A 23,801-nucleotide genomic window follows, 5' to 3' on the forward strand; every position below is an offset into this window, starting at 1 on the left:
CAACGAGGAGTATTCATGCGAGCAGTCGTGTTCGACGAACCCGGAGCCGCCGAGGCCCTGCGTCTGGACGAAGTAGCGGAGCCGGCGCTCACGGCCCCCGACCAGGTCCGCATCCGGATGCTGGCGGCCGGTGTCAATCCGGTGGATACGAAGGTGCGCGCCGGGGGCATGATCGTCCCCGGTGCGCCGCGCAACACGCCGGGCTGCGATGGGGTGGGCATCATCGAGGAATGTGGCAGCGCCGTGCATCACGCGCGGCCGGGGCAGCGGGTTGCCTTCTGTTTTGGTGGGGTCGGGGCCGATCCGGGGACCTACGCCGAACAGGTCGTGGTGCCCGAGGCCGCGGTGGTCCCGGTGCCGGCGGCGGTATCCGATGCCCAGGCCGCCGCCCTGCCGCTTACCTGGCTGACCGCCTGGGAGTCCCTGTTCGAGCGGGCCGACCTGCAGCGCGGCCAGAGCGTGCTGGTTCACGCGGCGGCCGGCGGGGTCGGGCAGATGGCCGTACAGATCGCACGCGCTGCCGGCGGCCGGGTACTGGGGCTGGTGCGGCGCGACGAGGCGGGCACGATTGTCACCGCACTTGGGGGCGATGTCGTCGACCTGCGCAAGCCGGATGCCGCGGACGCGATCATGCAGTACACCGATGGGCGTGGCTTCGACATCGTGCTGGACACCGTTGGTGGCGAGGTCTTCCGCGAGGGACTGACGCAGGTGGCCTATGGCGGGGATCTGGTGACCCTTCTGGCTCCCCCGGCGGATACCGACTGGAACCCGGCGCGGCTGCGCAACCCGAGCATCAGCCTGGAGCTGATGCTGACCCCGATGCTGGAGAATGATCGCCGCCGTCTGAAGCACCAGGCCACCCTGGTGGCCGAGGGTCTGGCCCGGCTGGCCAGCGGTCGCTTGCAGGTCAACGTCGAGGATACTCTCCCGCTGAGCGAGGCCGCCGAGGCCCACCGGCGCATCGAAGCCGGTGGACGCCGCGGCAAGCTCGTGCTGCGCATCCCCGAATAAGCGGGTCTTGCAACCACGAAGCGCGTGAGGGGGGGATTAGCTGCCGAAGAGGTGGCTGAAGACGCGGGCGCCGCCGATGTAGGTGCCGGCGGCCGAGCCCAGGGTGGTCAGCAGGAAGACCAGCAACACGCGCGAGACGCGGTTGCGCCACCAGCCGCGTGGCGTGGTGGTGTCCTGACGCAGACTGGCAAAGTCGGAGACCCGCGGCTTGCGCAGGAACAGCTCGGCCGCGGCCGCCACAAAGCCGACCCCGATGGTGGGATTCAGCGAGGTCAGCGGGGCCGCCAGGGCCGCGGTGAGCACGGTCAGTGGGTGGGCCAGGGCGATGATCGCGCCGAGGGCCGCCAGCCCGCCGTTGATCAGTACCCAGTCGATCACCATCTGCAGGCCGATATCCGGGTTGCGCGAGAACCCGATGGCAAAGCCGGCGAGGATGATCCCGATCACCACCCACGGGACGACCTTGGGCCAGCGCGCCTTGGGCGGGGCCTGGTCCAGGGCGTCGAGGATCGCGTCCGGTGGGGTCAGGTGATCCTCGGCCTGTTCGGCAATCCCGGGCAGGTGGCCAGCCCCCACCACCGCCAGGATGCAGCGCGTCTCCGGGTTGGCCGCGAGGCGGCGCAGGTGGGCGGCCATGTAGTGGTCGCGCTCTTCGATCAGGGTGCGGTAGAGGTCCTCGGACTGCTCGGCGAACTCGCTGAAGGTGGACTCCAGCATGTCGCCTTCCTTCAGGCGCTCGATCTCGGATTCGTCGATCTTCTCGCGCGAAAGTACCGAGCTGAACAATCCGCCGATCAGCCCCATGCGTTCCCACCAGCGCACTGCGCGGTAGGTGCGGCGCAGGGTCAGGCCGATATCCCGGTCGATCAGGGCCAGGGGGAGGCCATTGTCCAGGGCGCCGTCCATGGCCGCGCGCATCTCGGCGCCGGGTTCGATGCCGTACTGGTCGGCCAGGCGTTGCTGGTAGGCCCCGAGCGCCAGGCTGGCGGCGATCATCGGGGCCTGGCCCTTGCGCATCACGCTGAACAGATCCATGCGCCCGACTGCGTCGGGGTCCAGCATCGCGCGCTGACGGCTTTCGCAAAGCTCGACCGCCACGCTGTCAAAGGCCCCCGTGTCGATCAGGGCTCGGACCTTGTCGGCGCTGGCGCGCGACACGTGCGCGGTGCCCAGCACCACGACTTCAGTGTCGCCCAGTTGCAGGACGCGGTGGGGTTCGTCGGCGATCAGTTCCTGGACGGCGGGATTCATGCGTGGCGGGCTCTTGCTCCGGTGGGCGGGCCGTATTCTACGGCGAATACGCGCGGCCCGCAGCGCCGGCCGCCGGATCGCGCGCTACGGGGCATCGGGCTCGGCCTGTGGCACGTCGTCGGGCGGGCTGTCTGCCTCCGCTTCGGGGAGCGGTTCCGGCACGCGCAGGCTCTCCAGGCGTTCGACGACGCGCAGCGCACGCTCGTGGGCCGAGAGGAGTCCGGCATGGTCGGGCGCCAGTTCGAGCCCCTCTTCCCAGTGTCTCAGGGCCTCTTCGATGTCACCGGCGGAGTAATGGCTGCGGCCCTCCTCCAGCAGCGTCTCGGCGCGCGCGTCTCGGCGCTCGCGCCATTCCTCGCACAGCGCGCGATGGGCTCGCTGGGCGGCCTGGTCCGGGCCGGAGGCGTCGGTGTCGGGGGTGATCTCGTTGCGACACCAGCGCGCTGCCGTGGCCAATTCGCCGGCCTCCAGGGCCTGACGCAGGCGTGCATTGATGGTGGAACGCGGGACCTCTTCCTCGATCTCGGGGGCTTCGGCCTGGCGCAGTTCCCGCTCCAGGCGCGCGATGCGTTCTGCGCGTTCGGAGTCGGAGGCCAGGCCCTGGGCCAGGTGCAGTAGCTCCAGGCGTTCCTCGCCATCGGTGTCGGCGGCGTAGCCATCCAGCGCCCGCGCCAGGGGCTCGCGACGATTGGCAAGGCGGTCGGGATCGTCCGGCAGCCGTTCGCTGTGGCGCACCAACGGACGCATCACCTCGAGCAGGCGCAGCCGCTGGACCAGGGCGCGCGCCTCGAGGATGTCGTGGCGTTGCTGCAGGGTCTGCAATCCAACCTGTCGCTGGCGTTCCAGTTGGCTGATGAATTCCCGCCGTTCGCTGTCCGGCGGCAGTTGTGCCTCGGCCGTCTCGAGGATCTCCAGGGCCTGAGCGACCGCGCCTTCGGCCGAGGCGGCGCGCGCTTCGTGCATCGCCTCGGTCGCGGCGGTCGCGGCCTCGTCCTCGATGGCTGCCCGGCGCTCGGCCCATCGGGCTCGCGGTTCCGGGTCGTGCTCGTCGATCAGCTCGAGGGCATGCTGGTAGTTACCCGTCTCCAGTGCGCGTTCGATGCGCTGCTCGGGCGGGGCGAAGGGGTCCAGAGCGGCGCAGCCCTGGACCAGCAGAAGGGCCAGCAGGATACTCGCGAGCGGGAACAGGCCGCGGGCTGCAGTCATGTGCGATCCGTAGCGTTCAGTACCCGGGTGGTGGGCACGGCTTCGCTGACCCCGTGCAGCTCGTGGGTGCCCCAGTCTTCGGTGCGGAACTGTCCCTTCACCTGCTCGTGCTCCATGAATGCGGCAGTCGTGACCAGCCCGCCGGCGGGCGCGACCGTGACCAGGCGGGCCGCGAGGTTGACGGTGTCGCCGACTACGGTGAACTGCATGCGGTCTTCGGCCCCCATGTTGCCGGCCAGCATCTCGCCGGCATTCAGGCCGATACGGAACTCCACCCGGGTATCGCCGCGGCGTTCACGCTCGGCGTTGATCGAGGCGACGGTGTCCAGCAGGGCCAGGCCGGTCTGCACAGCGGTCAGGCGATGGTTTCCGGCATCCGCCGCGAGGCCGAAGACCGCCATGGTACAGTCGCCCATGTACTTGTCCACCGTGCCGCCGTGACGGGCAATGCATTCCGACATCGGCCCGAAGAATTCGTTGAGCATGCGGCCCAGGGCCTCCGGGCTGCAGCGCTCCGAAAGCGCGGTGTAGCCCTGGATGTCGGCAAACAGTACCGATCCCTCCAGCGCGCGACCGCCCAGCTCCACCCGGTCCAGATTCTCCAGGATGTCCTGGGCGATGGCGTCCGACACATAGCGGCGCAGGGCGGCCTCGACCTGGTCCTTGCGCAGCAGGTCGCGCGCCATATCGTTGAAGGCGTCGGTCAGCTGGGCGATCTCGTCCTGGCGCACCATCGGCAGCGTGTTGCCCTGGTCATCCATGGGGCGGGCGCGCGAACGCATGCTCTCGGCCAGGCGTTCCAGTGGGCGCACCAGGCGCTTGCTGATGTCGATTGCCAGGATCAGGCTCAGCAGAAACACCCCGACGGCCGTGGCGATCCCGGCGTTCAGGGTGTTGCGGATTAGCTCCTGCATTGGCGAGGTGTCGATGTAGGCCTCGATGTAGCCCACCTGTACGTCCTGAAAGCGCACGTTGCGTCGGTAGGGCTCCATCGTCGGTGCCAGCGGCCACACCCCGTCGGTGAGGGATTGCTCCGGGGGTGTCCCGGCGCGGGCAACCTGACCGCGGTCGATCGCGTAGGCGGCGATGGACTCGACGCGCCCCTCCTCCACCAGTGAGTTCAGCAGGGTCTCCAGGGTCAGGTAGTCCTCGGCCAGCATCAGTTCCGCCGAGGTCCGCGCGACTGGCGCCACGGTGCTCTCGGCCTGGGCGCGAATCTGGTTGTCCAGCACGTTGCTGACCTGGTTCAGCACCACAGCCGACAGGGTCACGATCCCGGCCAGTGTCAGCCCGGCGATCGCCGCGACGATCTTCCATGCGATCGGCAGGTAGCGTGGGGTGAAGTCGGTGCTGCCGACGCCCAGGCGTGCGCCACCGCCGGACTTGCGGCGGCGGATCACGAGGGGGTCTCCGGGGCGGCAAGCCAAGGGGCCAGCCACGCCCGCCAGTCGGCGAGCAGGGTGTCGGAGCGCGCCGCCACCGCGGAGCGCTTGGTCAGCGATCGTCCGAATACGGGCTCGCCCGCGAGGTTGCACATGGCACCGCCGGCGCGGGCGAGCATCAGCCCACCGGCCGCGCTGTCCCATGGGGCCTGGCCACCGTGCAGGTACAGATCGGCGCGGCCGGCGGCCAGCCAGGCCCACTCCAGGGCGCAGGCGCCGAGGTTGCGTTGCGAGCGAAACGGTGCGTTGCAGGCCAGCTCACCCGCCAGGGGGGCATCCAGGCGCTTGTAGTCCACCAGGGCGATGGCGCGGCCCAGCTCCGTGACGGGAGGGCGAGTGGTCGCCGGCGGGGTGACCCCGTTGAGTTCCAGCGCGCTGTCTTCGGTGGCGGTAAAGAGTTCTTCGCGTACCGGATCGTAGGTCGCGCCATGGGTGACCCGGTCACCCTCGATGCGGGCGATGGAGATGGCGAAGAAGGGCATGCCACCGGCGAAATTGGAGGTGCCGTCCAGCGGGTCCACCAGCCAGAAGGCGGGGGCGGTCTCCAGTACGCGTGCCTGTTCGCCGCGTGTCTGTTCCTCGCTCAGTACCGGCGTGTTCTGTCCGTATGCGCCCAGCAGGGTGCGTACACGCGCATCCACCGCGTGGTCGGCCTCGGTGATCACGCTGCCGTCCGCCTTGTAATCAACGGCGATATCGGCCTCGAAGCGGGGCAGCAGTTCTTGCTGCCCGATCTCGCGCAGGCCCTGCGCGAGATCGGAGAAGGGGATGGCAGTGGTAGTCATGCAGACCCGGAAACGCTGGTGGCAAGGTAAACGAACCGGAGACGGCCGGGCATGCCCGGAAAAACTCGGGTTCGTTTGCGCTTATCATACCGGTCCATGACCGGCTTGATCATAATCATCTCCATTGCCTTGATAGGGTTTTACGTTAATGACACCTGGCGTGCCAACGAACGTGCCCGTCGGGTGGGGCGGCAGGCCTGCGAGCGGGCAGGGGTGCAGTTGCTCGATGCCACCGTCGTGCGTACCGGCCAGCGCCTGGTCTGGGGCGACCGTGGTCTGGCCCTGCAACGCCGCTACCGCTTCGAGTTTTCCGCCGATGGAGCGGGGCGACATCCCGGCGAGATCTCGCTGGAAGGCCGACAGTTGAAGCGCGTGACCCTGGACTGGCCGGACGGCGGCCGCGAGTTTCAGGGGCTGGACAGCGATGACAACAGCGGAGGGGCGCCCCGGTGACCCTGAGCGAGCTGCGGTATGTGGTCGCCGTCGCCGATGCCCGCCACTTTGGGCGGGCGGCCGCGGCCAGTCATGTCAGTCAGCCATCGCTGTCGGTGGCGGTGCGCAAGTTCGAGGAAGAACTGGGCGTGACCCTGTTCGAGCGCGGCCGCGGCGAGGTCTCGGTGACGCCGGCGGGCGAGCAGGTGATCGCGCAGGCGCGGCGTGTGCTGGCCGAGGTCGAACAGCTGCGCTCGGTGGCCGTACAGAGTCAGGATCAACTCTCCGGCCCGCTACGCCTGGGTGCGATCTACACCATCGGTCCGTACCTGCTTCCGGAGCTGATCCCCGCGCTGCACGAGCGCGCGCCGAACATGCCGCTGGTGATCGAGGAGAACTACACCGGGCGGCTGCGCGAGCGGCTCAAGCAGGGTGAGCTCGACGCGATCCTTATTTCGTTGCCGTTCGAGGAGCCGGGCGTGGTCACGCTTCCCTTGTACGACGAACCATTCATGGCCGTGCTGCCGGCGGCGCACCCGCTGAAGGACAAGGACCCCCTGCGCCTGGAGGACATGGCCGATGCGACCCTGCTGTTGCTGGGCGCCGGACACTGTTTTCGCGACCAGGTGCTGGAGCGCTGCCCGGACTGTCAGCGTACGGTAACTGCGGATGGCAGTACGCCGCGCAATCTGGAGGGGTCGTCGCTGGAGACAATCCGCCACATGGTGGCCTCGGGGATGGGGGTAACCATCCTCCCGTGCACGGCGGTGGGGGCGGATCGTTATGCCCAGCGGCTGCTGGCCGTGCGCCGGTTTCAGGATCCGGCGCCCAGCCGCCGCGTCGCCCTGGCCTGGCGCACCAGCTTCCCGCGTCCGGAGGCCATCGAGGCGCTGCGTCAGGCGGTGCTGTCGACCCCGCTGACCTGCGTCGACTTCATTCCGCCTGGCAGCGGATAGGGGCGGCTTTCCGGGAATTCAGTTCCCGGCGAGGACGCGGTTGCGTCCGGCCCGCTTGGCGGCGTAGAGGGCCTCGTCGGCCGCCTGGTAGGCGGACTGCAGCGTGGCGTTGGGTCCGATGCCGGCCACCCCGATGCTCGCGGTCACCTTGACCGATCCATCGCTCTCCAGTGTTGACTTGTCGCCGGCGGTGGCGCCGGCGCGCAGACTGGCGAGTGCCAGGCGGATGCGTTCGGCACATTCCATCGCGCGGCTCAAATCCGCGCCGGGCAGGACCGCCAGGAATTCCTCGCCGCCCATGCGCACACACAGGTCGGACTCGCGGGTGGTGCTGCGCAGGGTCTTCGCCACCAGGCGCAGGATGTCGTCGCCCACGCTGTGGCCGTATTCATCGTTGATTCGCTTGAAGTGATCGAGATCGATGGCCAGCACCGACATCGGGCGATCCTGGCGGCGGCAGTCGGCCAGCCACTGGGCGCCCTGTTTCTCGAAGGCGCGGCGGTTGCCGAGACCGGTCAGTTCATCGGTCTCCAGGCTTTCGTTCAGGCGCTGGAAACGCAGGGCGTTGGCCAGTGCCGGGGCGGCCAGCCCCAGCAAAGCCTCGATCAACTGCTGTTCGTCGTCGCTGAAGCGGCGGCCGCGCATCAGGATCAGCGAGCCCATGGTCTCGTTGTTGAAGCTCATGCCGTACTCGATGCGATGGCGATCCTCGTCGCCGCCGGACCAGGTCTCGTCACTCTCCTGCAGGATGAAGAACCAGCCGCTGTGGTGGACCTGGGCGTGCAGGTGTTCCTGCAGGCGGGCGAGGACGGTCCCGAGCTCGAGGCTGGAGGACAGGGCCTGCACGAAGGCCAGGGCATCAAAGGGCGTCCCGGCATCGCCAGTCGTCTTGCCCTTGGCGGATACCAGTCGCAGGTTGTGGGCGTTCCCGTCGCGGTTCATGGCCGTCTCGCTCGCATCGATCGTTGGGTCGAGAGTAAAGCCAGATCCATGCCACTTATCGTATATTTAGTTAAAACAGTGATTTGCATCACGGATAACAGAGGTCTTGACGGAAATTCGGCGATTTTTCGCCGCCCCCGGCAGGTCCTCACCGCCGCAGGCGGCAAGGGGTGGCAGGATTCTGACACCCTGCGCCGGGGCGGCGTTTCCCGAGGAACGGCCGGCCTACATGAGCCGGGCGCGCGCTTGCCCTACACTGCGCCGCATGATTCGAATACAAGATATCGAGCTGCGTCGCGGCCGCCAGATCCTGCTGCAGCACGCCAGCCTCACCGTGCATGCGGGCTGGCGCGTCGGCCTGACCGGCGCCAACGGGTCCGGCAAATCCAGCCTGCTGGCGGCGTTGCAGGGCGAATTGAGCCTGGATGCCGGCGAGATCGACCAGCCCGCGGAATGGGTGGTGGCGCACCTTCCGCAGGAGGTCCCGGGGAGCGAGCGCTCGGCCGTGGACTACGTGCTGGATGGGGATACCGAACTGCGCGACCTGCAGCAGCGCCTGGAGCAGGTGTCCGATGGCGCCGAGCAGGCCCGCCTGTTTGGCGCGCTGGAGGCGATTGACGGCTGGACGGCCGATGCCCGTGCGCGCCGACTGCTGGCAGGCCTCGGATTCGCTGCGGCGGATGCGGATCGGCCCATGAGCGATTTCTCCGGCGGCTGGCGCATGCGCCTGGGCCTGGCGCGCACGCTGATGACGCGCTCGGATCTCTTGTTGCTGGACGAGCCCACCAACCACCTGGATGTCGAGACCATCCTGTGGCTGGAGGACTGGCTGGCGCGTTATCCGGGGACGGTGATCGTGATTGCGCATGACCGTCGGTTTCTCGATTCGGTCTGCACCCATATCGCGCACATCGAGCGCGGTGGTATCGCGCTATACGCCGGCAGCTACACCCACGCCGAGGCCAAGCGCGCCGAGGCCATGGCCCAGAGCGAGGCGTCGGCCGCAAAGGTGGCGGCCGAGCGCGCCCACCTGGAGGACTTTGTGCGTCGCTTCCGTGCCAAGGCGAGCAAGGCCCGCCAGGCCCAGAGCCGACTGAAGCGTCTGGAGAAGCTCGACGAGGTTGCGGTGATCCGCGCGGCCCGGCCGATTCACCTGGAGATTCCGACCCCGGAGCGTCTGCCCGACCCCCTGCTGGCGCTGGATCATGCCGAGGTCCGATCCGGGGATCGTGTCCGCCTGCATCCGACGACTTTACGTCTGCGCCCCGAGGACCGGATCGGCGTGCTGGGCCCGAACGGTGCCGGGAAATCGACACTCTTGACGCTGCTGGCCGGCGAGCTGGCCCCGACCGCGGGCGAGCGCCGCGTGGAGCCGAACCTGAAGGTCGGCTATTTTGCCCAGCACCAGAGCGAGCAGCTGGACCTGAAGGCCTCGCCCCTGGTGCACCTGCAACGTCAGGACCCGCGCGCCGAGGAGCAGCGCCTGCGCAACTTTCTCGGTGGCATGGGTTTTCCCGGCGAGAAAGCGGACGCTCCGGTGGGTCAGTGTTCCGGCGGGGAGCGGGTGCGCCTGGTACTGGCGCTGCTGATCTGGCAGGCGCCCTCGTTGCTGCTGCTGGATGAACCCACCAACCACCTGGATCTGGATATGCGCGAGGCGCTGGCCGAGGCGCTGGAGAACTATGCCGGTGGCCTGGTGGTGGTGGCGCATGACCGTGAACTGCTGGCTCGCGTCTGCGACCGTTTCTGGAAGGTGGAAGGCGGCCACCTGAGCGACTTCGAGGGGGACCTGGATGACTACGCCCGCGAGCTCAAGGCCCGCGAGCGGGAAAGTGTCGCCGCGAAAGACCCCGGAACGCCCGCCACGACGTCCCCGAGTGGTCCGGCACTGTCACAGAAGGAACGGCGGCAGCAGGCGGCGCAGGCGCGTGCCGCACTCAAGCCACTGAAAAAGAGTGCGGACCGAGCCGAGCAGGAATGTGTCCGTGTTCAGGAGCGACTGGATGCGCTGGAGACCGAGCTGGCCGATCCGGCGCTGTACGCCGATGAGGCGGCGGATCGCCTGGCCCAATTGACCCGCGAACAGGGCGATTTGCGCAGTCGGCTGGAGACGGCGGAGGCCGAGTGGATGGAGGCGCTGGAGGCGCTGGAATCCGCCCAGGGTGAGACTGCGGAGTGAGACCTTCTTCAAAGACCAACCCTTGAACTCGGGTATTGCGGGGTCTATACATCAGGGTGAACGCATTGGAGCGAGGAGTGATCCCCATGAATGCACAGGAACTGAATCGTCGCTGTGTCGAGCTCTTTCACAACCCGGATGCGAAGCTGCATTGCTGGCACCCGCGCATGTTCTGGAAAACCAACATGCTGGAGAACCCGAAGCCGGAAGACCTGCAGGAACCCAAGGTCGACCTGCGCGAGCTGGAGGTCATGCTATCGGAGGCCGCGCACGAGCCTTCGCAGTGCGCCGACGAGCTGGAGCAGGAAGAGCCCGGTCGGGCTGCATTGATCCGGCACATGATGGAGCGTGGCGAGATGCCGCTGCTGCATCGGCCGCACTGATCGTTCCATCAAGGAGCGATGATCGATTAAGGAGTGAGCCCCCAGCGGGGCTCGATCCCGTCATGTACTGGCGGGAGCATCGGCCCCCGGTAGCCTGTGCTGCCGGGGGCTTTTCCTTGCCGGCGAGTGAGGATTACTGGCGGATGAAATCCGAGAAGTAGAGGGCTGCGATCCGCGGCGCCCCGGTAATCTCATCGAGCAACTCGTTCAGCTCCTCCGTGGCCTCGTTGCGCAGGTCCTCGCGCGCGCCACCGCCGGTCAGGCTGTCGGGACTGCGCCCGCCAAGGATGCGGATCAGTCGGTCGCGCACTGCGGGAATGTGCTCGCGGATCGCGCGGGCGTCTTCCAGATCGTTGCCTTCCAGCTGGATGGAGGCCTGCAGGTAGCGCCCGCGGTCGGAGGACGCCATGTTCACCACCACGGGCTCCAGGGTCACGTAATGGCTGTCCAGGTCGTCCACGGCGAGCGCGAGGGGCGCGGTCAGCATCAGGACAATCCCCAGAAGAGCAAGGTGCAGGGAACGAAAGGGACTGCGGATCATGGTGTGTGCTCCGGGGCGGGTTGCGTGCTGGAGGCGATCAGGTCGCCGCGTCGATGGGGCTCCTGATCAAAGTATGCCACCAGATGCTCATAGATTTCGGGCATGGCCTCGCGCAGGCGCGCCGGCTCGAAGAAAAAGGACTCTGTCGCGACGGCCAGGAACTCCTCCGGGGCGGTGGCCGCATAGGGGTCCAGCGGCAGCTCCGCCTCGTCGATCTCTCCGGACTCCACGGCCTCCACGAATGCCTCGAAGGCCCGCGAGAAATCCTCCGTCCAGGCACCGGCCGACTGCCCGCGGCGTAGCGGCGGAAACCCGTTCACCTCGCCGTTGCCGGCGTCCAGTACGTGGGTCATCTCGTGCACGACCACAGCGCCGTCGCGCTCGACATCGTTCCACGACAGGATGACCGGGCCGCGCTCCCAGGCCTCGCCGGACTGGGGTATCGCCCCCTGGTGGACGACGCCAGCCTCGTCCACCCACTCGTGCTCGGGCACGAAGGTGTCGGGATACAGGATCAGCGTGCGCCAGTCACGGTAGGGCTCGAGGCCCAGTTCCAGCACCGGCAGCGCGGCGTAGGCGGCGATCACCTGGCACTGCCAGGGTTCCGGTTCCGCGGCGATGCCGATGAATTCCTTTTGCGCCAGGATCTGGCCGACCAGTTCGCGCAGCCGGGAGCGCTCTTCCGGTGTGAGGCGGGCGACGAACGGGACCCGCCGGCGCAGGGTCTCCCACTCATCGTTGTCCAGCTGCACGGCCTCGGGCTCCAGGCCGGCAAACGGCCCCAGCAGGCGGCGGAACAGGCCACGCAGCGGAAAATGCGGTGTCGAGTGCATCGTCCAATCGTCGCATGTTTGCCCGCCGGGCGCCGTGCAGGACCGGAAAACAGGGGGCACCCGCGCGAACCCCGAGCGCCTCCCTGGCCTGCGGGGCGTGGGCAGGAACCGCTACCATGGGGATCAATCCCAACGGTCGGTCGCCCGCGGGAGCACGATGGCACCGCGCGCCCCCCTCGCCAAACAGGTCGCTGCACATGCCGAACATCCAGGATGTGCCCATTCGGCTGGATGCGTTTCCGGATGCCGATTATGTCGCGAAGATCCGGCGCATCTTTCCGGCGGCCTCGCCGGACTCGCAGCAAGTGACGGTGGAGATTGCCCTGCCGGCCGAGGCGGCCGACAACGGCGTGCGCCCGGGCAACCTTGCGCGCATCCGCATGACCGTCGACGAACGCCCGGATGCGCTGGCGGTCCCGGCCGCCGCCATCGGCGAGGACGGCGACCAGCGCTATGTCTACGTGGTGGTGGACGAGCAGCTGGAGCGCCGCAGCGTCGAGACCGGCGTGACCCGAGGCCCATGGACCGAGATCACGGACGGCCTGGAGGACGGCGAGATTGTTTTGGCCACCAACCCGATCGATATGCGCGAGGGCCAGCGCGTGCGCATCGTTGGCTGGCGGGGCTAGGGGGTGGCGGCCGAACCGGAGGACCGTCCGCGCGGGCGGGTGACCAGCTTCTCCATTCGCCGGCCGGTGGCGATCATGGCGCTGGCCTCGGTGGTGATCGTGCTCGGCATGTTCTTTGTTGATCGCCTGCCGGTGGACCTGCTGCCGCACGTCGAGTATCCGCATATCCGCGTGACCGTGAACCATCCCGGCACCGCGCCGGAGGTGATGGAGGAACAGGTGACCCGCGTGCTGGAACGCAACCTCGCGGCCACCGAGAACCTGACCCGCATCTACAGCCGTGCCTCCGAGGGCCGCACCAACGTCAATCTGTTGTTCGAGTACGGGACCAACCTGGATCTGGCGTTGCAGGATGCGGCACGCCACCTGGAGCTGGCGCGCACCCAGTTGCCGGACGATTTCGAGTCCCTGCGCCTGTACAAGTACGACCCCTCGCAGGACCCGATCTGGGAGGCGGGGTTTTCCTCCACCGTGCGCTCGGAGACCGCGGTCCGCGACTGGGTGGAACATCAGCTGGCGCCGCAGTTGATCGCGATCCACGGCATCTCCTCGGTGGAGGCCTCCGGTGGCCAGCAGCGCGAGCTGGAGGTGATCCTCGACCAGGAGCGGGTGCGCGGCTACGGCCTGTCGCTGGCGGCGATCAGCACGACGCTGGCGGCCGAGAACCGCGAGGTGGCCGGTGGCTGGGTGACCTCCGACACCTTCGATGTGATGGCCAAGACCGAGGGGCTGTTTACCTCCGAGGCGGACGTGCGCAACGTGCTGATCCCGTTGCCGGGCCCGCAGTCCGCGCATGTGCGCCTGGGCGAGCTGGCCGAGGTGCGCGATGGTCACCGCGAGCAGCGCCTGTTCATCCGCCTGGATGGCACGCCGGCCGCGCGTGTGTCCGTGTTCAAGCTGCCGGATGCCAATACCGTCGAATCGGTGGACTCGGTACGCGCCACGCTCGAACGACTCGAGCGCTCGGGCTTCATCCCCGAGGACATCCAGTGGGAGGTCGTCAGCGACTCCGCCCCGTTCATCCGTGGCGCGGTCAGTTCGGTGGGTACCGCCGCGATCCTGGGCGGCGTGCTGGCGATGCTGGCGGTGTTCCTGTTTCTCGGCAGTCTGCGCAAGAGCTTCATTATCGGCTTGTCGATCCCGATCGCGTTGATGGCGACCTTCGCCATGATGGGCCTGGGCGGGCTCACCCTGAACATCATCAGCCTCGGCGGGCTCGCGCTGGGGGTGGGGCTGTTGCTCGACAACGCCATCGTGATGCTGGAGAACATCGTCCGCCATCGCGACAAGCTCGGAAAGTCGCCGGAGCAGGCGGCCCATGACGGGGCCGGCGAGGTGGTCTCGGCGGTGACCGCTGGCACCCTGACCAATCTGGCCGCGGTGCTCCCGTTCCTGCTGATCACCGGGATCGGCGCGCTGATCTTCCGCGAGCTGATCCTGACGCTTTCGTTTGCAATCATCGCGACCCTGGCCGCGGCCATCACCCTGGTGCCGATGCTCGCGGCCCTTCTTTCGCGCATCCGCTGGGAGAGCGGGCTGGACCGGACCTGGCTGCTGCGCGGGTTCGATCGCGGGGTGCAGGGGTTGCGCCGGCGCTATCGCCGTCTGCTACCGAAGATCTTGCGCCTGCGCTGGGCGGTGCTGGGGGCGGCCGTCGTTTTGCTGATCGGCGCGGTGCAGGTGGGCGGTGAGCTGGGCACCGAGTTCCTGCCGCAGGTCGACGATGGCCAGGTCAGCGTGCGCATGGTCCTGCCGCCGGGCACGCCCCCGCACGAGACGGATGCGGCCGCACGCGATATCGAGGCCGCGCTGGAGGCGTTGCCGCATGTGGAGAGCGTGTTCGCGATGGTCGGCGGGCATCTCGGTGGCGGCGTGGTCAACGAGCGCCCCGGCACCTCCAATATCACCGTCCAGCTGACCCCGGCCGGACAGCGCGAGATGAGCGCGGGACAATGGGTGGCCGAGGCGCAGGAGGCAATGGATGCGCTGGAACTCCCCGGGGCACGGATTACCGTGCGACCGCCGAGTATCCAGGGGCTGCAGTTCAGTATCACCGGGGATGACCTCTCGATTGCGGTGGTCGGGGCGGATCTGACCGAGATGCGCCGCATTGCCCGCGAGATCGCCGGGCGCCTCGAAGGCATCCGGGGCCTGGAGGGCGTCGAGGTCGGGCGCGAGGACCAGAGCCCGATCCTGCGCGTCCATGTGGATCGCGAGCGGGCGGCTGCGCTGGGCCTGCAGGTGGGCCAGGTGGGGCAGGCGATCCGCGACGCGGTGGAGGGCGCCGTGCCGACGCAGTACGTCCGTGACGATCGCGAATACGACCTGCGCGTGCGCCTGCCGCGCGAGGATGTGCAGGATACGGCCACCCTGGGGCGGATGATCCTGTTCCGCGACAACGGGGATCCCGTGCGCCTGGCGGACGTGGCCGAGTTCGAGATCGGCGAGGGACCCGCGCATATCGAGCGCGAGAACCAGAGCCGGGTGGTGCGGGTGAACGGCGATATCAACACCGAGGTGAACGATGTCGGTTCGGTGATGACCGCGGTCGAGCAGCGCCTGGCCGAGGTGGATGTGCCCGAGCACTACAGTCTGCTGATCGGTGGCGAGTGGGAGACCATCCAGGAGACCCAGCGCGAGATGGCCACGGTGGTGGCGCTCGCGATCTTCCTCGTGCTGGTGGTGCTGGCGGTGCAGTACGAGCGCCTGGCCAACCCGCTGGTGATCGTGGCGGCCGCGCCACTGTCGCTGATCGGGGTGGTCGCGATCCTGTGGGCGACCGGCACACCGGTCTCCGCCCCGGTGATGATCGGCGCGATCCTGCTGATCGGGGTGGTGGTGAACAATGCGATCCTGCTGGTGGAGTACATCGAGCAGGGCCGTCGACTCCGTGGCCTGAGCCCGGCGCGGGCGGTCGTGGAGGCCGGGGCATTGCGCCTGCGCCCGATCCTGATGACCACGCTGACGACGGTGCTCGGGATGCTGCCGCTGGCGATCGGCCTCGGCGAAGGGGCGGAGATCATGCGCCCGCTGGCGCTGACCGTGGTGGGTGGCCTGGTTGCCGGGATGATCCTGACGCTGCTGGTGGTGCCCTGCCTGTACCTGGTAGTGAACCGCGCTGCGGAGGGACTGAAGCGGCGCCTGACGAGTAGCGCATGGGGTGCCGCCCCTGTCACCTGAAAAACCCGCCATTGAAGTGGCGGGCATCCAGTCAGGCTAGAAGCGGTAGCCGAGACCGACCATGAAGCGCGAGGCATCGGGATCGAAGTGCAGGGTTTCGCCCTCGATGCGATAGCGCTCGCTTTCGAAGAGCGTGTACGAGTACTCGGCACGCATGAACAGGCGGTTGTCCATCTGGTATTCGACGCCTACACCGAGCCGGGCACCGTTGATACTGTCCTTGAAGCGAATGGATATGTCCTCTTCTGTATCGGTAAGGCGGTAGTCCAGGCGCGAGCGCTGGTAGCCGGCCAGGCCGTAGAACAGGATGTTGTCGTTTACCGTGGTGCCGAGCCGGCCGGTGATGCCGTAGCTGTACGTGCTATCCACCCCCAGTTCGCTCTCATCAAGGGTGACCGTCAGGTCGGCGTCCTCGTTCTGCGCATCCAGTTCCAAGCCCAGGTAAAGGCCGTTGTCCAGGACGGTACCCCAGCCCGTCATGACACCCCCGGTGAAGCCGGAGGCGCTAAGCCCGGAGATGCCGCCGTCACTGTCTTCGCGGTAGTCGATGTCATAACCGACCCAGCCGAGTTGGCCGCCGACGTAGGAACCGTGGAACGGGCTTGCCTGAACTGCCCCGGCCGAGCCCAGGAGGATGCAGGCGCCGGTCACGGCGGTGGCGAGGCGATACGGGCTGGACATGGTGGCTTCATTTGCGGTGTGGTTGCGGCAGTGAACGGGTGCCCCATCCGGGCGCATAGTGGCAAAGGCGGTCAGACAGGGCGCCGGTCCTTGTGTGCCAGAATGGGACGGACCGGGCTTCCGGGCGCACGGCTACCCCTGCATCAATCGATGGCATGGGTGTGTGCGACCCCGGGATGATTCGCCCAGGGAGGCGCTGATCAGCGCCTCCCGTACGCACACAAGCAAGTAAAAAGAACAGGAGTCGAGCAATGCGCGGACAAGCGGGAATTCTGGCGGGACTATTGGTGGGGTTGCTCGGGTGGGGCGTGGCGAGCGCCGAACCGATGCATACGGTGGAGGAACTGAATCAGGCCCCGGCCGAGCTGGATGGGGAAGAGGTCCGGCTCGAAGGCATTGTGGGCCGGGTGAACGAGGACATCATGGGGCGCAATTTCATCCACTTCGTCGACGGTACCGGCAGCGAGGGTGACTACATCACCGTCACCTCCACCGAGTTGCCCGAGGTGGGCGACCGCGTCTCGGTGACCGGAACGCTGATCCTGGATCGCGACTTCGGGGCTGGCTACAGCTATCCGGTGATCCTCGAAGGCGCCAAGTTCACCGAGCAGTAGCCGCATGTCATGATCGTGCATGTCGGGGCAATCCGACATGCATCCAGGCCGCACAGGGTGGTGCGGCTTTCAGATATCCCAGGGAGGGGAGACGATGTCCATCAAGGGTCTGCTGTTTCGATTTGTACTGCTTTATTTCGCGCTGTCGATCGCTGCCATGGTAGCGGGCGCCTATTTCGATCTGGATCAAGCTGGTACGGCGATCGGGATGGGCATTCTGGCGCTGGCGGTGGTGTGGCCCTGCGAGTCCTTCGGACGCAGGAACGGGCGCTATCTGTCGCGCGCCGAGAAGTGGCGCGTGATCGCCGCCATGATCGCGGTGCTCCTCGGTACACAGATTCCGCTCACCCTGCTGGTGATGTGGGCCGAGGGGATTGCACTGGACGCCGTGATGCTCGGGATCGTGGGGGGCGTCGCGTTGTTGTATGCCGGGACCGTGGTGGCAATGGTTAACTTCACGGGCCGCAACCTGCGCAAGCGAGGCCTGGTCGCCGGGGAAAGCGCGGGGTAGGCACCCTGTCGGTCAGTCGGCCAGGTGGCGTTTGAGCCACTCGATCTCGTCCGCGGACCGGTCTGCGTTGGTCACTGCCTGCCAGGCGTCGATGTAGTGCTCGGTGGCGTAGACGTGGCCGTAGCCGCGCGGGGCGGCATCGCCGATCGCTACGTCCACCGCCAGTTGCAGCATGGTGATCACCGGGTACCAGGTCAGGTCCGGGGAGACATCCGGGCCGCGTGGCGCCTGCATCCATTCCGGCTGGCGGTACAGCGCCTGGGGCTCGAAGAAGGTGACCGGGTCGCTCGCGTACTGCAGGTACACGATGCGCATCGGGCCCCATTCGGCGCCGGGGATATCCAGGTGGTTTCCCTGATTGGTGAAGCGCACCACCGAGCTGTCGCGAAAGCGCGGCAACCAGGCCGGCGAGTCGGGCTGGCGCTGGCGTTTGATGTCGCGCCAGGTCTCGCTGCGAAACGGCGGGCCCGCCCACAGCGCGCCGGAGAACGGGTCGCCGATCACGTCATACAGGTCCGCGGCCCGCTCGGAGTTGAGCGCGCCCAGGCTGAGGCCGTAGAGGTACAGGTCCGGGCGGGCGTCCGGCGGTAGCTGTTTCCAGTAGCCGTAGATCTCCGCGAACACCGCCTGGGCGGTCTCATGGCCGTACTGCGATTCCGCCATGAGCGACAGCCAGCTCGGCAGGTAGGAGTACTGCACGGCCACCGTGGCCACATCGCCACCGTGCAGGTACTCGACCGGCTGGATCGCGCGATTGTCCACCCAGCCGCGTCCGGTGGGCGTGGCCAGCACCAGCACCGAGCGGTCGAAGGCATTGACCCGCAGCATCTCCTGCAGGGCCAGTCGCGCGCGTTCCTCGATGGTCTCGGCGGCGTTCAGCCCCACATACACGCGGATGGGATCCAACGCGGTCTCGCCGGAGAAGTCGCTAATGGCGGTGGCGTCCGGGGCCTGGTGGATGAAGCGCTGGCCCTGGCGCCCCAGGCCCTCGTCCCAGCTGATCAGCGAGGCCGGGCTGCCGGTGCGGAAGGTCGCGCCCGGTTGCTCCGCCCCGGGGTGTTCGCGTACGTCGAACTGCTGGAAGCTGCGATCGGCGGCGCGCAGGCTGTATTCCAGGATGACCCCATCGATCACCGCCCAGAACACCCCGGCCGCCACCAGCACGCCAATTACGTTGGACAGCCGGCGCGGGATGAAGCGGCGCAGGTGCCGCGCGAGGAAGCGCACCAGCAACTGGAACAGCCGTGCCACCGCAAGCGTGGCGATGAACACCGCCGCCGCGATCAGCCCCAGGCGTATGGGGAATCCACCGTCCACCGGCTCCTGTTCCATGAGCGCGCGGATGCTGTTCTGCCACTCGGTGGCTTGCCACAGGAAGATCAGCACGATCAGCACGGCCCCGCCGCCGGCGATCACGACCAGGGTGTTGTGGGTGCGCTCGCCGAGCTCCGGCAGTTCCAGGTACGACCACAGCCAGTGGAAGAACACGCCCAGGCCGTAGCCGGCCGCCAGCGACACCCCGGACAGGATGCCCTGGACGTCGTCGGTACGCGGGATCAGGCTGGGGGTCAACGAGGCGGCAAAGAACAGCGTGGCCAGGATGAGCCCCGGGATCGACAGCGTCCCGAGGATGCGGGTGGCCCAGGCCGGCCAGATGAAGGCTCGCAGGCGGGTTTGCAGGCGGCCGACGACGGACATCGCGTTCGCGCTTCCTTGGCGGGGTATGGAGGCGCTCATCCTGTCCGCCCCGCCGGCTGGGTTCAAGTTTCCGCGCCCGCGGGCGGCCCGCCGATATCGCGTTTTGTTGTGTCCCCGTCATTGCGAGGAGCGCAGCGACGAAGCAATCGCTGTCCGGCGCCACCAATGCCTCTTAACGTGCTTCGACCCCTCGTGCTTCGCTGCCTCGTAATATGGCCTATTGGGTTGTGACGGACTTGCGAAAGCGAAAGCTGCCCTCGACCATGCGCAGGGCGACACCGAACAACGCGACTTGCAGCAGGAGTCCGCCGGTTGCCGCGCCCACCGCGAGGCCGGTGGCGAGCCCCAGTGCCATCAGCAGCATCAGCAGTGTGGCGGCGACCCGGCTGCGCAGCCAGCCGCCCACCAGTGCCAGCAGGGCGACCAGCGTGCCCTCGAGCATGGTGGGCGTGTGCTGCACCAGGACGCCCAGCATCACCACCACGACCCCGGCGAACACCAGCACCCAGCCGGTCACACGCGCCAGGCGCTGGGCCTGTTCATGGTTAGTGATGGATTGCAGCAGCAGGAGCAGGTCGGCGTCGGCTCCCGCCCAGTGACGCGATCGCGATTCGTTCATTGTGTCCACGGTACTACAGGGGCCATGACAGCCCGGTGACAGGCGCCCACCTATCGTTTGGCGAGGAGCGAATCAAGATTGAGTGTATTGACCGCGGGGGTGCCCGTCTTCGCGTGTTGCACAGTGCCATGATCGGGCCAGTGCAGCAGGCTGAGGTTGCCGGCGCGGTCCTCCACCAAGGCGGTGCAGTGCTCGACCCAGTCTTTGCATTCGCCGATGTCGCCCCGGCGCGGGCCGGCACCTGAACACCTGGCCGGGGCGGCGTCTCCCTAGCGGTAGACCCGGATTTCCTGTTCCCAGCCTTCCACGCCGCGGTTGGCGCAGAACTCCTGTACCTGCCCGTCGGCGTAGCGGATTTCCATGTTGAAGCCGGCGGCGGGGATATGGTTCAGCGCCACCCGCCGGTGTTCCCCCGGGCTGGAGCTGGCCCTCGCGGATGCTCGATTCCGACAGGTCGTGGCCGAAGTCGAAGTGGATCGCCTGGATCAGCACGTCGCTGTCATTGTGCACCGTGACCATCAACGCCCCCTCGGCCGGTGGGCGCTCGACGCCCCAGTGCACGGCGGCGGCACCGAGCACGAGCCCCAGCACGAACAGCCAGGTCGCGGGCGCGCGTAGCGCATCCACGATCCGGTCCTCCCAGCTACGGTGTTCTCCGGACGACTCCACGTCTCATCCCTTGATTATTAGGGATTGCTAATCTACAAGATCGGCCGGCATCGGGATACCGGGCGGCCGCGATATCCGGGAAGGCCGCCGCCCCGCAGAAAGCGCCATGGGCGCTGCAGCGGGCTGTCAGTCGAGTGCGAGCGCGCGCAGGCGCTCGAGGAGGCGCGGATGATCGAAGTCGCGGGCGCCGATGGCGCGGTAGGCGATGCGGCCCTCGGGATCGATGATGAACGTGGTGGGGATGCCGCGAACCGGCCAGCGGTCGATGGTGGCGGAATCCTGGTCCAGCAGCAGAGGGAAATCGACCGGGTAGTCGGCGGTAAACAAGAAGATGCGATCAGCGTCTTCGCCCACGTTCACGCCCAGCACCACCAGGCCCGCATCGCGCAACTGCTCCCAGAGCCGTTGCAACGACGGCAGCTCGTCGCGACAGGGTGGGCACCAGGTGGCCCAGAAGTTCACCACCACCACACGTCCGCGATAGTCCTCCAGTCGGTGGTGCTGCCCATCGATGTCCTCCAGTGCCAGGGGCGGGCCCTTGGGGCGTGGCTCCAGCGCGGTCAGGTGCGTGGCCTCCGCCCACACGGGGCGCAGCGAAAGGCCGAGCAGGCCCCCGGGGATTGCAGTCAGGAAGCGGCGCCGGTTCATCATGGTTCGGCCTCGTCCCGTTCCGGTTCCCCGGCGCAGCGCAGATCGGGCAGGGTGGACTGCCGCGGGGTCGTCTGTTGCCGCCAGTGCACGGTCAGATCAAATGTCGTGCTGGGCGGGTGCTTGAAGACGATCATGCCCATCAGCCAGTCGCCGGGCTGGAATCGGTGTTCGCCAGGGAACAAGGCCCAGCGAAAGGCGATGCGGGCTACTTCCGGAACCTCCCGGCTCGCCCACTCGTCCTGCCAGTCGCGGTTGGGGAGCGGTCGCGCGGCCCCGTTGGGCGTTTGGCTGCGCCATTGGCGCAGGTCCACGGTGGCCGATGCGCTGCGGTCGGTATTGCGCAGGACGCCCTGAAACACGCAGTGGCCGGCGATGAACGTCGCATCCTCGGTGTCGAACCCGCGGCCCAGGAAGAACGCGCGGGTCTGGTCCGGGATCCGCTGTGCGAGTTCCAGCGAAAGCCCCTCGCCCTGCCAGTGCCAGGTCATCAGCCCACTGTCGGGGTCGGTATGCACCTGCATCTCCTCCGCCGTCCCGGCGCCGCCCGGAAGGGCCGGCCCCGCCAGAGCCAGAAGCGACCATGCGACGACCGTCAACCCTGGGCCGGGCATTGGGCGCCTCGTGGCAAACCGACGGGGTGGCCTGGCGCGGCGTCCCTATGACCCACCAAGGACATGATCCAGCAGCGCCTCGAAGGCGGGCTCGGCGTTTTCCACGGCACGTTCAAGGCTCGGGTGCGGCTGCAGTGTCGTCATGAACTTCGGGTGCAGCATGGACAGTTTTGTGCCCCCGTCCTCCTCGTACAGGCCGATGTGGCCGCAGGGCATCATCGCCCCGACATGCAGCCCGGCATCCAGGATGTCCGGTCCCAGCGGCAGGTAGCAGACCTTGAGCGCGGTGATGTCACCGCCGGCCAGGTCGAACTCGGCCAGAAAGATCCAGTCCTCCTCGTTTTCGGCGTATTCGCGAATCGCCCCCGCCAGGTCCGCGCGCGACTGTTCGCAGTCGCGGATGATGAAGTGGTCGTCTGGCTCGGTGGCCGCCAGCGGGGCGGACAGCGCCAGAGCAATGGCCAGCGTGAAGGCGGCGATGGGTGTGAGTGTTTTCATGATCGTGTCCTCCAGGTGGGTGGGTGAAGGCGCGTCAGACGCGAACGATCTCCGGTTTCAGTGACTCGGAGATCATCGGCAGCGCTTCCTTTTCGCGCTGCCCAATTCAGAGTTCTTCCAGGGTCTCGGCGAGGTCGTCGACCACGCCGACGAACGCCTCCTCGCGGATGTTCATGCCGCGATGGATGGTCAGCCTGTCGCGGTCCCTGCAGGCCCGCGGGCCGCCGGCGCCGTTGCAGATGCATCCGTGTTCCCCTCGTCGAAGATGCTGCCTGGCGAGCCTGCGGATGCGTGCCTTGCTGCCCAGGCGTTGGTAGAGATTGGCTTCGGTCATGGATGAGTCCTCCTCGCGCCGTCGTTAACGGGTGGCCACGTACCAGTTGTTCTGAGGGTCGTGGACCAGCTGGTGGACCCGGATGTCATGAAAGCCGGCGCGCTCCAGGTAGTCACGTGCCCGGGGCTCGCCCCACATCGCGCCCAGGCCGGGTCCGCCCCGGGCGAGCGATACCGGCATGCAGTGCATGCAGGAGATGGTGTAGAGAAAGGGTCCGAGCGGATGCTCGAGATCGCCATGAATCTGCCCGGAGCCGCGGATGTCCTGCATCAGGTAGATGCCTTCGGACTCGAGCGCGCGGTGAATGCCCGTCAGTACGCCCAGCGGGTCGGCCTGGTCGTGGATGGCATCGAAGGTGGTGATCAGCGCGAACTGTTGCGCGGCGACATGCCGATCCAGTTCGGCCGCGTCGGCCTGGATGAATTCGACGTTCCCCAGCCCGGTGGCGCGTGTCTCGGCGCGGGCGCGCTCGATAGCCTCTGTGGACAGGTCCAGGCCGGTGAACCGGCTGTGCGGGTAAAGCGTGGCCAACTGGTTGAGGATGCGCCCGCTGCCGCAGCCGATATCCAGGACCTGAATGCCGCGCTCGAGGTGGTCGGTCAGGCCCGGAACCAAGGGCAGGATGTCGCTTTCCAGTGACGACAGTACGGACTGGCCGCTGTCCTCGGCCATCACCTCGTGGAAGCGCGTGTAGTGCTCGTACCCCACGCCACCGCCGGTTCGGAATTCAGCAACGATCGTGTCCTCCACCCCACCCAGCAGGCCGATGTACTGCGCAAACACGGCCAGGTTGTCGGCGGCTGCCGCGCGCGTCAGGCAGGCGGCGTGTTCCGCGGGCAGGGCAAACCGTGGGCCATCCGCATCCACCGTGACGATGCCGCCGGTCGCCATGACCCCGAGCCATTCCCGTACGTAGCGCTCGTTCAGGCCCGCGGCGGCGGCGATCTCGCCGGAGGTGGCAGGCGGCCGGTCGCGCATGTGGTCGAACAGCCCGGTGCGGTGCCCGATCGACAGGGTCAGGCACAGCGCGCCGTGGTTGAGCACGCTGACCAGATGCTCGCCGAAGGCCTCGGCGGCAGATGGGGGTGACAGGCATTCCGGGGCTGACGACATGCAGTGGACCTCCGCCAGGACAAACCGGG

Annotated in this window: 22 protein-coding genes and 3 pseudogenes; 9 read left to right on the forward strand and 16 right to left on the reverse strand. The window is 67.7% G+C overall.

The annotated features are described in order from the left end of the window. Positions 1 to 15 precede the first annotated feature (15 nt). Positions 16 to 1,014 carry a zinc-binding dehydrogenase gene (locus G315_RS0103555; RefSeq protein WP_018144721.1) on the forward strand — a complete coding sequence of 333 codons (999 nt, stop codon included), beginning with the start codon at positions 16 to 18 and terminating at the stop codon, positions 1,012 to 1,014. A 36-nt stretch (positions 1,015 to 1,050) separates the two neighbouring features. Here G315_RS0103555 and G315_RS0103560 read toward each other — a convergent pair whose 3' ends face one another. The 4 genes from G315_RS0103560 to G315_RS0103575 all read right to left on the reverse strand — a co-directional run bounded on the left by G315_RS0103560 (position 1,051) and on the right by G315_RS0103575 (position 5,698). After that, positions 1,051 to 2,265, reverse strand: coding sequence for a TraB/GumN family protein (locus G315_RS0103560; RefSeq protein WP_018144720.1), 1,215 nt, complete (start codon positions 2,263 to 2,265; stop codon positions 1,051 to 1,053). Between the two features lie 84 nt (positions 2,266 to 2,349). Beyond that, complete coding sequence (locus G315_RS0103565; RefSeq protein WP_019611938.1) at positions 2,350 to 3,471, reverse strand: tetratricopeptide repeat protein; 1,122 nt, start codon at positions 3,469 to 3,471, stop codon at positions 2,350 to 2,352. After that, on the reverse strand, positions 3,468 to 4,871 hold the full coding sequence (locus tag G315_RS0103570; protein ID WP_019611939.1) for an adenylate/guanylate cyclase domain-containing protein: 1,404 nt from the start codon (positions 4,869 to 4,871) through the stop codon (positions 3,468 to 3,470). Before G315_RS0103570 ends, G315_RS0103565 begins: the two co-directional genes overlap by 4 nt. Continuing rightward, on the reverse strand, positions 4,868 to 5,698 hold the full coding sequence (locus tag G315_RS0103575) for an inositol monophosphatase family protein (RefSeq protein WP_018144717.1): 831 nt from the start codon (positions 5,696 to 5,698) through the stop codon (positions 4,868 to 4,870). The genes G315_RS0103570 and G315_RS0103575 overlap by 4 nt, the downstream gene beginning before the upstream one ends. Before the next feature lie 96 nt (positions 5,699 to 5,794). Between G315_RS0103575 and G315_RS0103580 the strand changes: the two genes are divergently transcribed. Both G315_RS0103580 and G315_RS0103585 read left to right on the forward strand, forming a co-directional pair. Then, positions 5,795 to 6,151, forward strand: coding sequence for a DUF3301 domain-containing protein (locus tag G315_RS0103580; protein WP_026289493.1), 357 nt, complete (start codon positions 5,795 to 5,797; stop codon positions 6,149 to 6,151). After that, on the forward strand, positions 6,148 to 7,086 hold the full coding sequence (locus G315_RS0103585; protein ID WP_019611940.1) for a hydrogen peroxide-inducible genes activator: 939 nt from the start codon (positions 6,148 to 6,150) through the stop codon (positions 7,084 to 7,086). Before G315_RS0103580 ends, G315_RS0103585 begins: the two co-directional genes overlap by 4 nt. A gap of 18 nt (positions 7,087 to 7,104) precedes the next feature. Here G315_RS0103585 and G315_RS0103590 read toward each other — a convergent pair whose 3' ends face one another. Further along, positions 7,105 to 8,028 (reverse strand): GGDEF domain-containing protein, encoded by a 924-nt coding sequence (locus tag G315_RS0103590; RefSeq protein ID WP_018144714.1) that lies wholly within the window; start codon positions 8,026 to 8,028, stop codon positions 7,105 to 7,107. 265 nt (positions 8,029 to 8,293) lie between these two features. Here G315_RS0103590 and G315_RS0103595 point away from each other — a divergent pair, with 265 nt between their 5' ends. Together G315_RS0103595 and G315_RS0103600 are read left to right on the forward strand one after the other, a co-directional pair. After that, complete coding sequence (locus tag G315_RS0103595; protein WP_019611941.1) at positions 8,294 to 10,207, forward strand: ABC-F family ATP-binding cassette domain-containing protein; 1,914 nt, start codon at positions 8,294 to 8,296, stop codon at positions 10,205 to 10,207. 86 nt (positions 10,208 to 10,293) lie between these two features. Next, complete coding sequence (locus tag G315_RS0103600; protein ID WP_018144712.1) at positions 10,294 to 10,590, forward strand: hypothetical protein; 297 nt, start codon at positions 10,294 to 10,296, stop codon at positions 10,588 to 10,590. A 133-nt stretch (positions 10,591 to 10,723) separates the two neighbouring features. Here the strand turns inward: G315_RS0103600 and fliL are convergent, their stop codons facing one another. Continuing rightward, the gene (gene fliL, locus G315_RS0103605; RefSeq protein WP_018144711.1) at positions 10,724 to 11,131 is read right to left on the reverse strand and encodes a flagellar basal body-associated protein FliL; all 408 of its coding nucleotides are present in this window, start codon (positions 11,129 to 11,131) and stop codon (positions 10,724 to 10,726) included. After that, entirely contained in the window at positions 11,128 to 11,964 is an 837-nt protein-coding gene (locus tag G315_RS0103610; RefSeq protein ID WP_018144710.1) for a zinc-dependent peptidase, read from the reverse strand. The genes fliL and G315_RS0103610 overlap by 4 nt, the downstream gene beginning before the upstream one ends. A gap of 209 nt (positions 11,965 to 12,173) precedes the next feature. Between G315_RS0103610 and G315_RS13715 the strand changes: the two are divergent. Together G315_RS13715 and G315_RS0103620 are read left to right on the forward strand one after the other, a co-directional pair. Next, positions 12,174 to 12,593 (forward strand): annotated as a pseudogene (locus G315_RS13715) (efflux RND transporter periplasmic adaptor subunit); the annotation flags it as partial. A 3-nt stretch (positions 12,594 to 12,596) separates the two neighbouring features. Then, positions 12,597 to 15,773, forward strand: a complete 3,177-nt coding sequence (locus G315_RS0103620) for an efflux RND transporter permease subunit (protein WP_018144708.1) — start codon at positions 12,597 to 12,599, stop codon at positions 15,771 to 15,773. A gap of 36 nt (positions 15,774 to 15,809) precedes the next feature. On the opposite strand, the gene G315_RS0103625 is transcribed toward G315_RS0103620, so the two are convergent. Continuing rightward, entirely contained in the window at positions 15,810 to 16,454 is a 645-nt protein-coding gene (locus G315_RS0103625; RefSeq protein WP_019611942.1) for an outer membrane protein, read from the reverse strand. Between the two features lie 251 nt (positions 16,455 to 16,705). Here G315_RS0103625 and G315_RS0103630 point away from each other — a divergent pair, with 251 nt between their 5' ends. Together G315_RS0103630 and G315_RS0103635 are read left to right on the forward strand one after the other, a co-directional pair. Next, on the forward strand, positions 16,706 to 17,068 hold the full coding sequence (locus G315_RS0103630) for a hypothetical protein (protein WP_018169192.1): 363 nt from the start codon (positions 16,706 to 16,708) through the stop codon (positions 17,066 to 17,068). A 94-nt stretch (positions 17,069 to 17,162) separates the two neighbouring features. After that, on the forward strand, positions 17,163 to 17,579 hold the full coding sequence (locus tag G315_RS0103635) for an ABZJ_00895 family protein (RefSeq protein ID WP_019611943.1): 417 nt from the start codon (positions 17,163 to 17,165) through the stop codon (positions 17,577 to 17,579). 12 nt (positions 17,580 to 17,591) lie between these two features. Here G315_RS0103635 and G315_RS0103640 read toward each other — a convergent pair whose 3' ends face one another. The 8 genes and pseudogenes from G315_RS0103640 to G315_RS0103680 form a co-directional block, all read right to left on the reverse strand. Further along, positions 17,592 to 19,277 (reverse strand): alpha/beta-hydrolase family protein, encoded by a 1,686-nt coding sequence (locus tag G315_RS0103640; protein WP_019611944.1) that lies wholly within the window; start codon positions 19,275 to 19,277, stop codon positions 17,592 to 17,594. A gap of 217 nt (positions 19,278 to 19,494) precedes the next feature. Next, positions 19,495 to 19,896, reverse strand: a complete 402-nt coding sequence (locus tag G315_RS0103645; protein ID WP_019611945.1) for a hypothetical protein — start codon at positions 19,894 to 19,896, stop codon at positions 19,495 to 19,497. A 269-nt stretch (positions 19,897 to 20,165) separates the two neighbouring features. Further along, positions 20,166 to 20,565 (reverse strand): annotated as a pseudogene (locus G315_RS13720) (hypothetical protein). A gap of 126 nt (positions 20,566 to 20,691) precedes the next feature. After that, on the reverse strand, positions 20,692 to 21,213 hold the full coding sequence (locus G315_RS0103660; protein ID WP_019611949.1) for a TlpA disulfide reductase family protein: 522 nt from the start codon (positions 21,211 to 21,213) through the stop codon (positions 20,692 to 20,694). Continuing rightward, on the reverse strand, positions 21,213 to 21,827 hold the full coding sequence (locus tag G315_RS0103665; protein WP_019611950.1) for a hypothetical protein: 615 nt from the start codon (positions 21,825 to 21,827) through the stop codon (positions 21,213 to 21,215). Before G315_RS0103665 ends, G315_RS0103660 begins: the two co-directional genes overlap by 1 nt. 45 nt (positions 21,828 to 21,872) lie before the next feature. Beyond that, positions 21,873 to 22,325, reverse strand: a complete 453-nt coding sequence (locus tag G315_RS0103670; protein WP_019611951.1) for a DUF302 domain-containing protein — start codon at positions 22,323 to 22,325, stop codon at positions 21,873 to 21,875. 34 nt (positions 22,326 to 22,359) lie between these two features. Continuing rightward, positions 22,360 to 22,659: pseudogene (locus G315_RS0103675) on the reverse strand (hypothetical protein). A gap of 24 nt (positions 22,660 to 22,683) precedes the next feature. Beyond that, positions 22,684 to 23,772 carry a class I SAM-dependent methyltransferase gene (locus tag G315_RS0103680; RefSeq protein ID WP_019611953.1) on the reverse strand — a complete coding sequence of 363 codons (1,089 nt, stop codon included), beginning with the start codon at positions 23,770 to 23,772 and terminating at the stop codon, positions 22,684 to 22,686. Positions 23,773 to 23,801 lie beyond the last annotated feature (29 nt).

It is taken from the genome of Thioalkalivibrio sp. AKL7 (assembly GCF_000381705.1).
Lineage (GTDB): Bacteria > Pseudomonadota > Gammaproteobacteria > Ectothiorhodospirales > Ectothiorhodospiraceae > Thioalkalivibrio > Thioalkalivibrio versutus.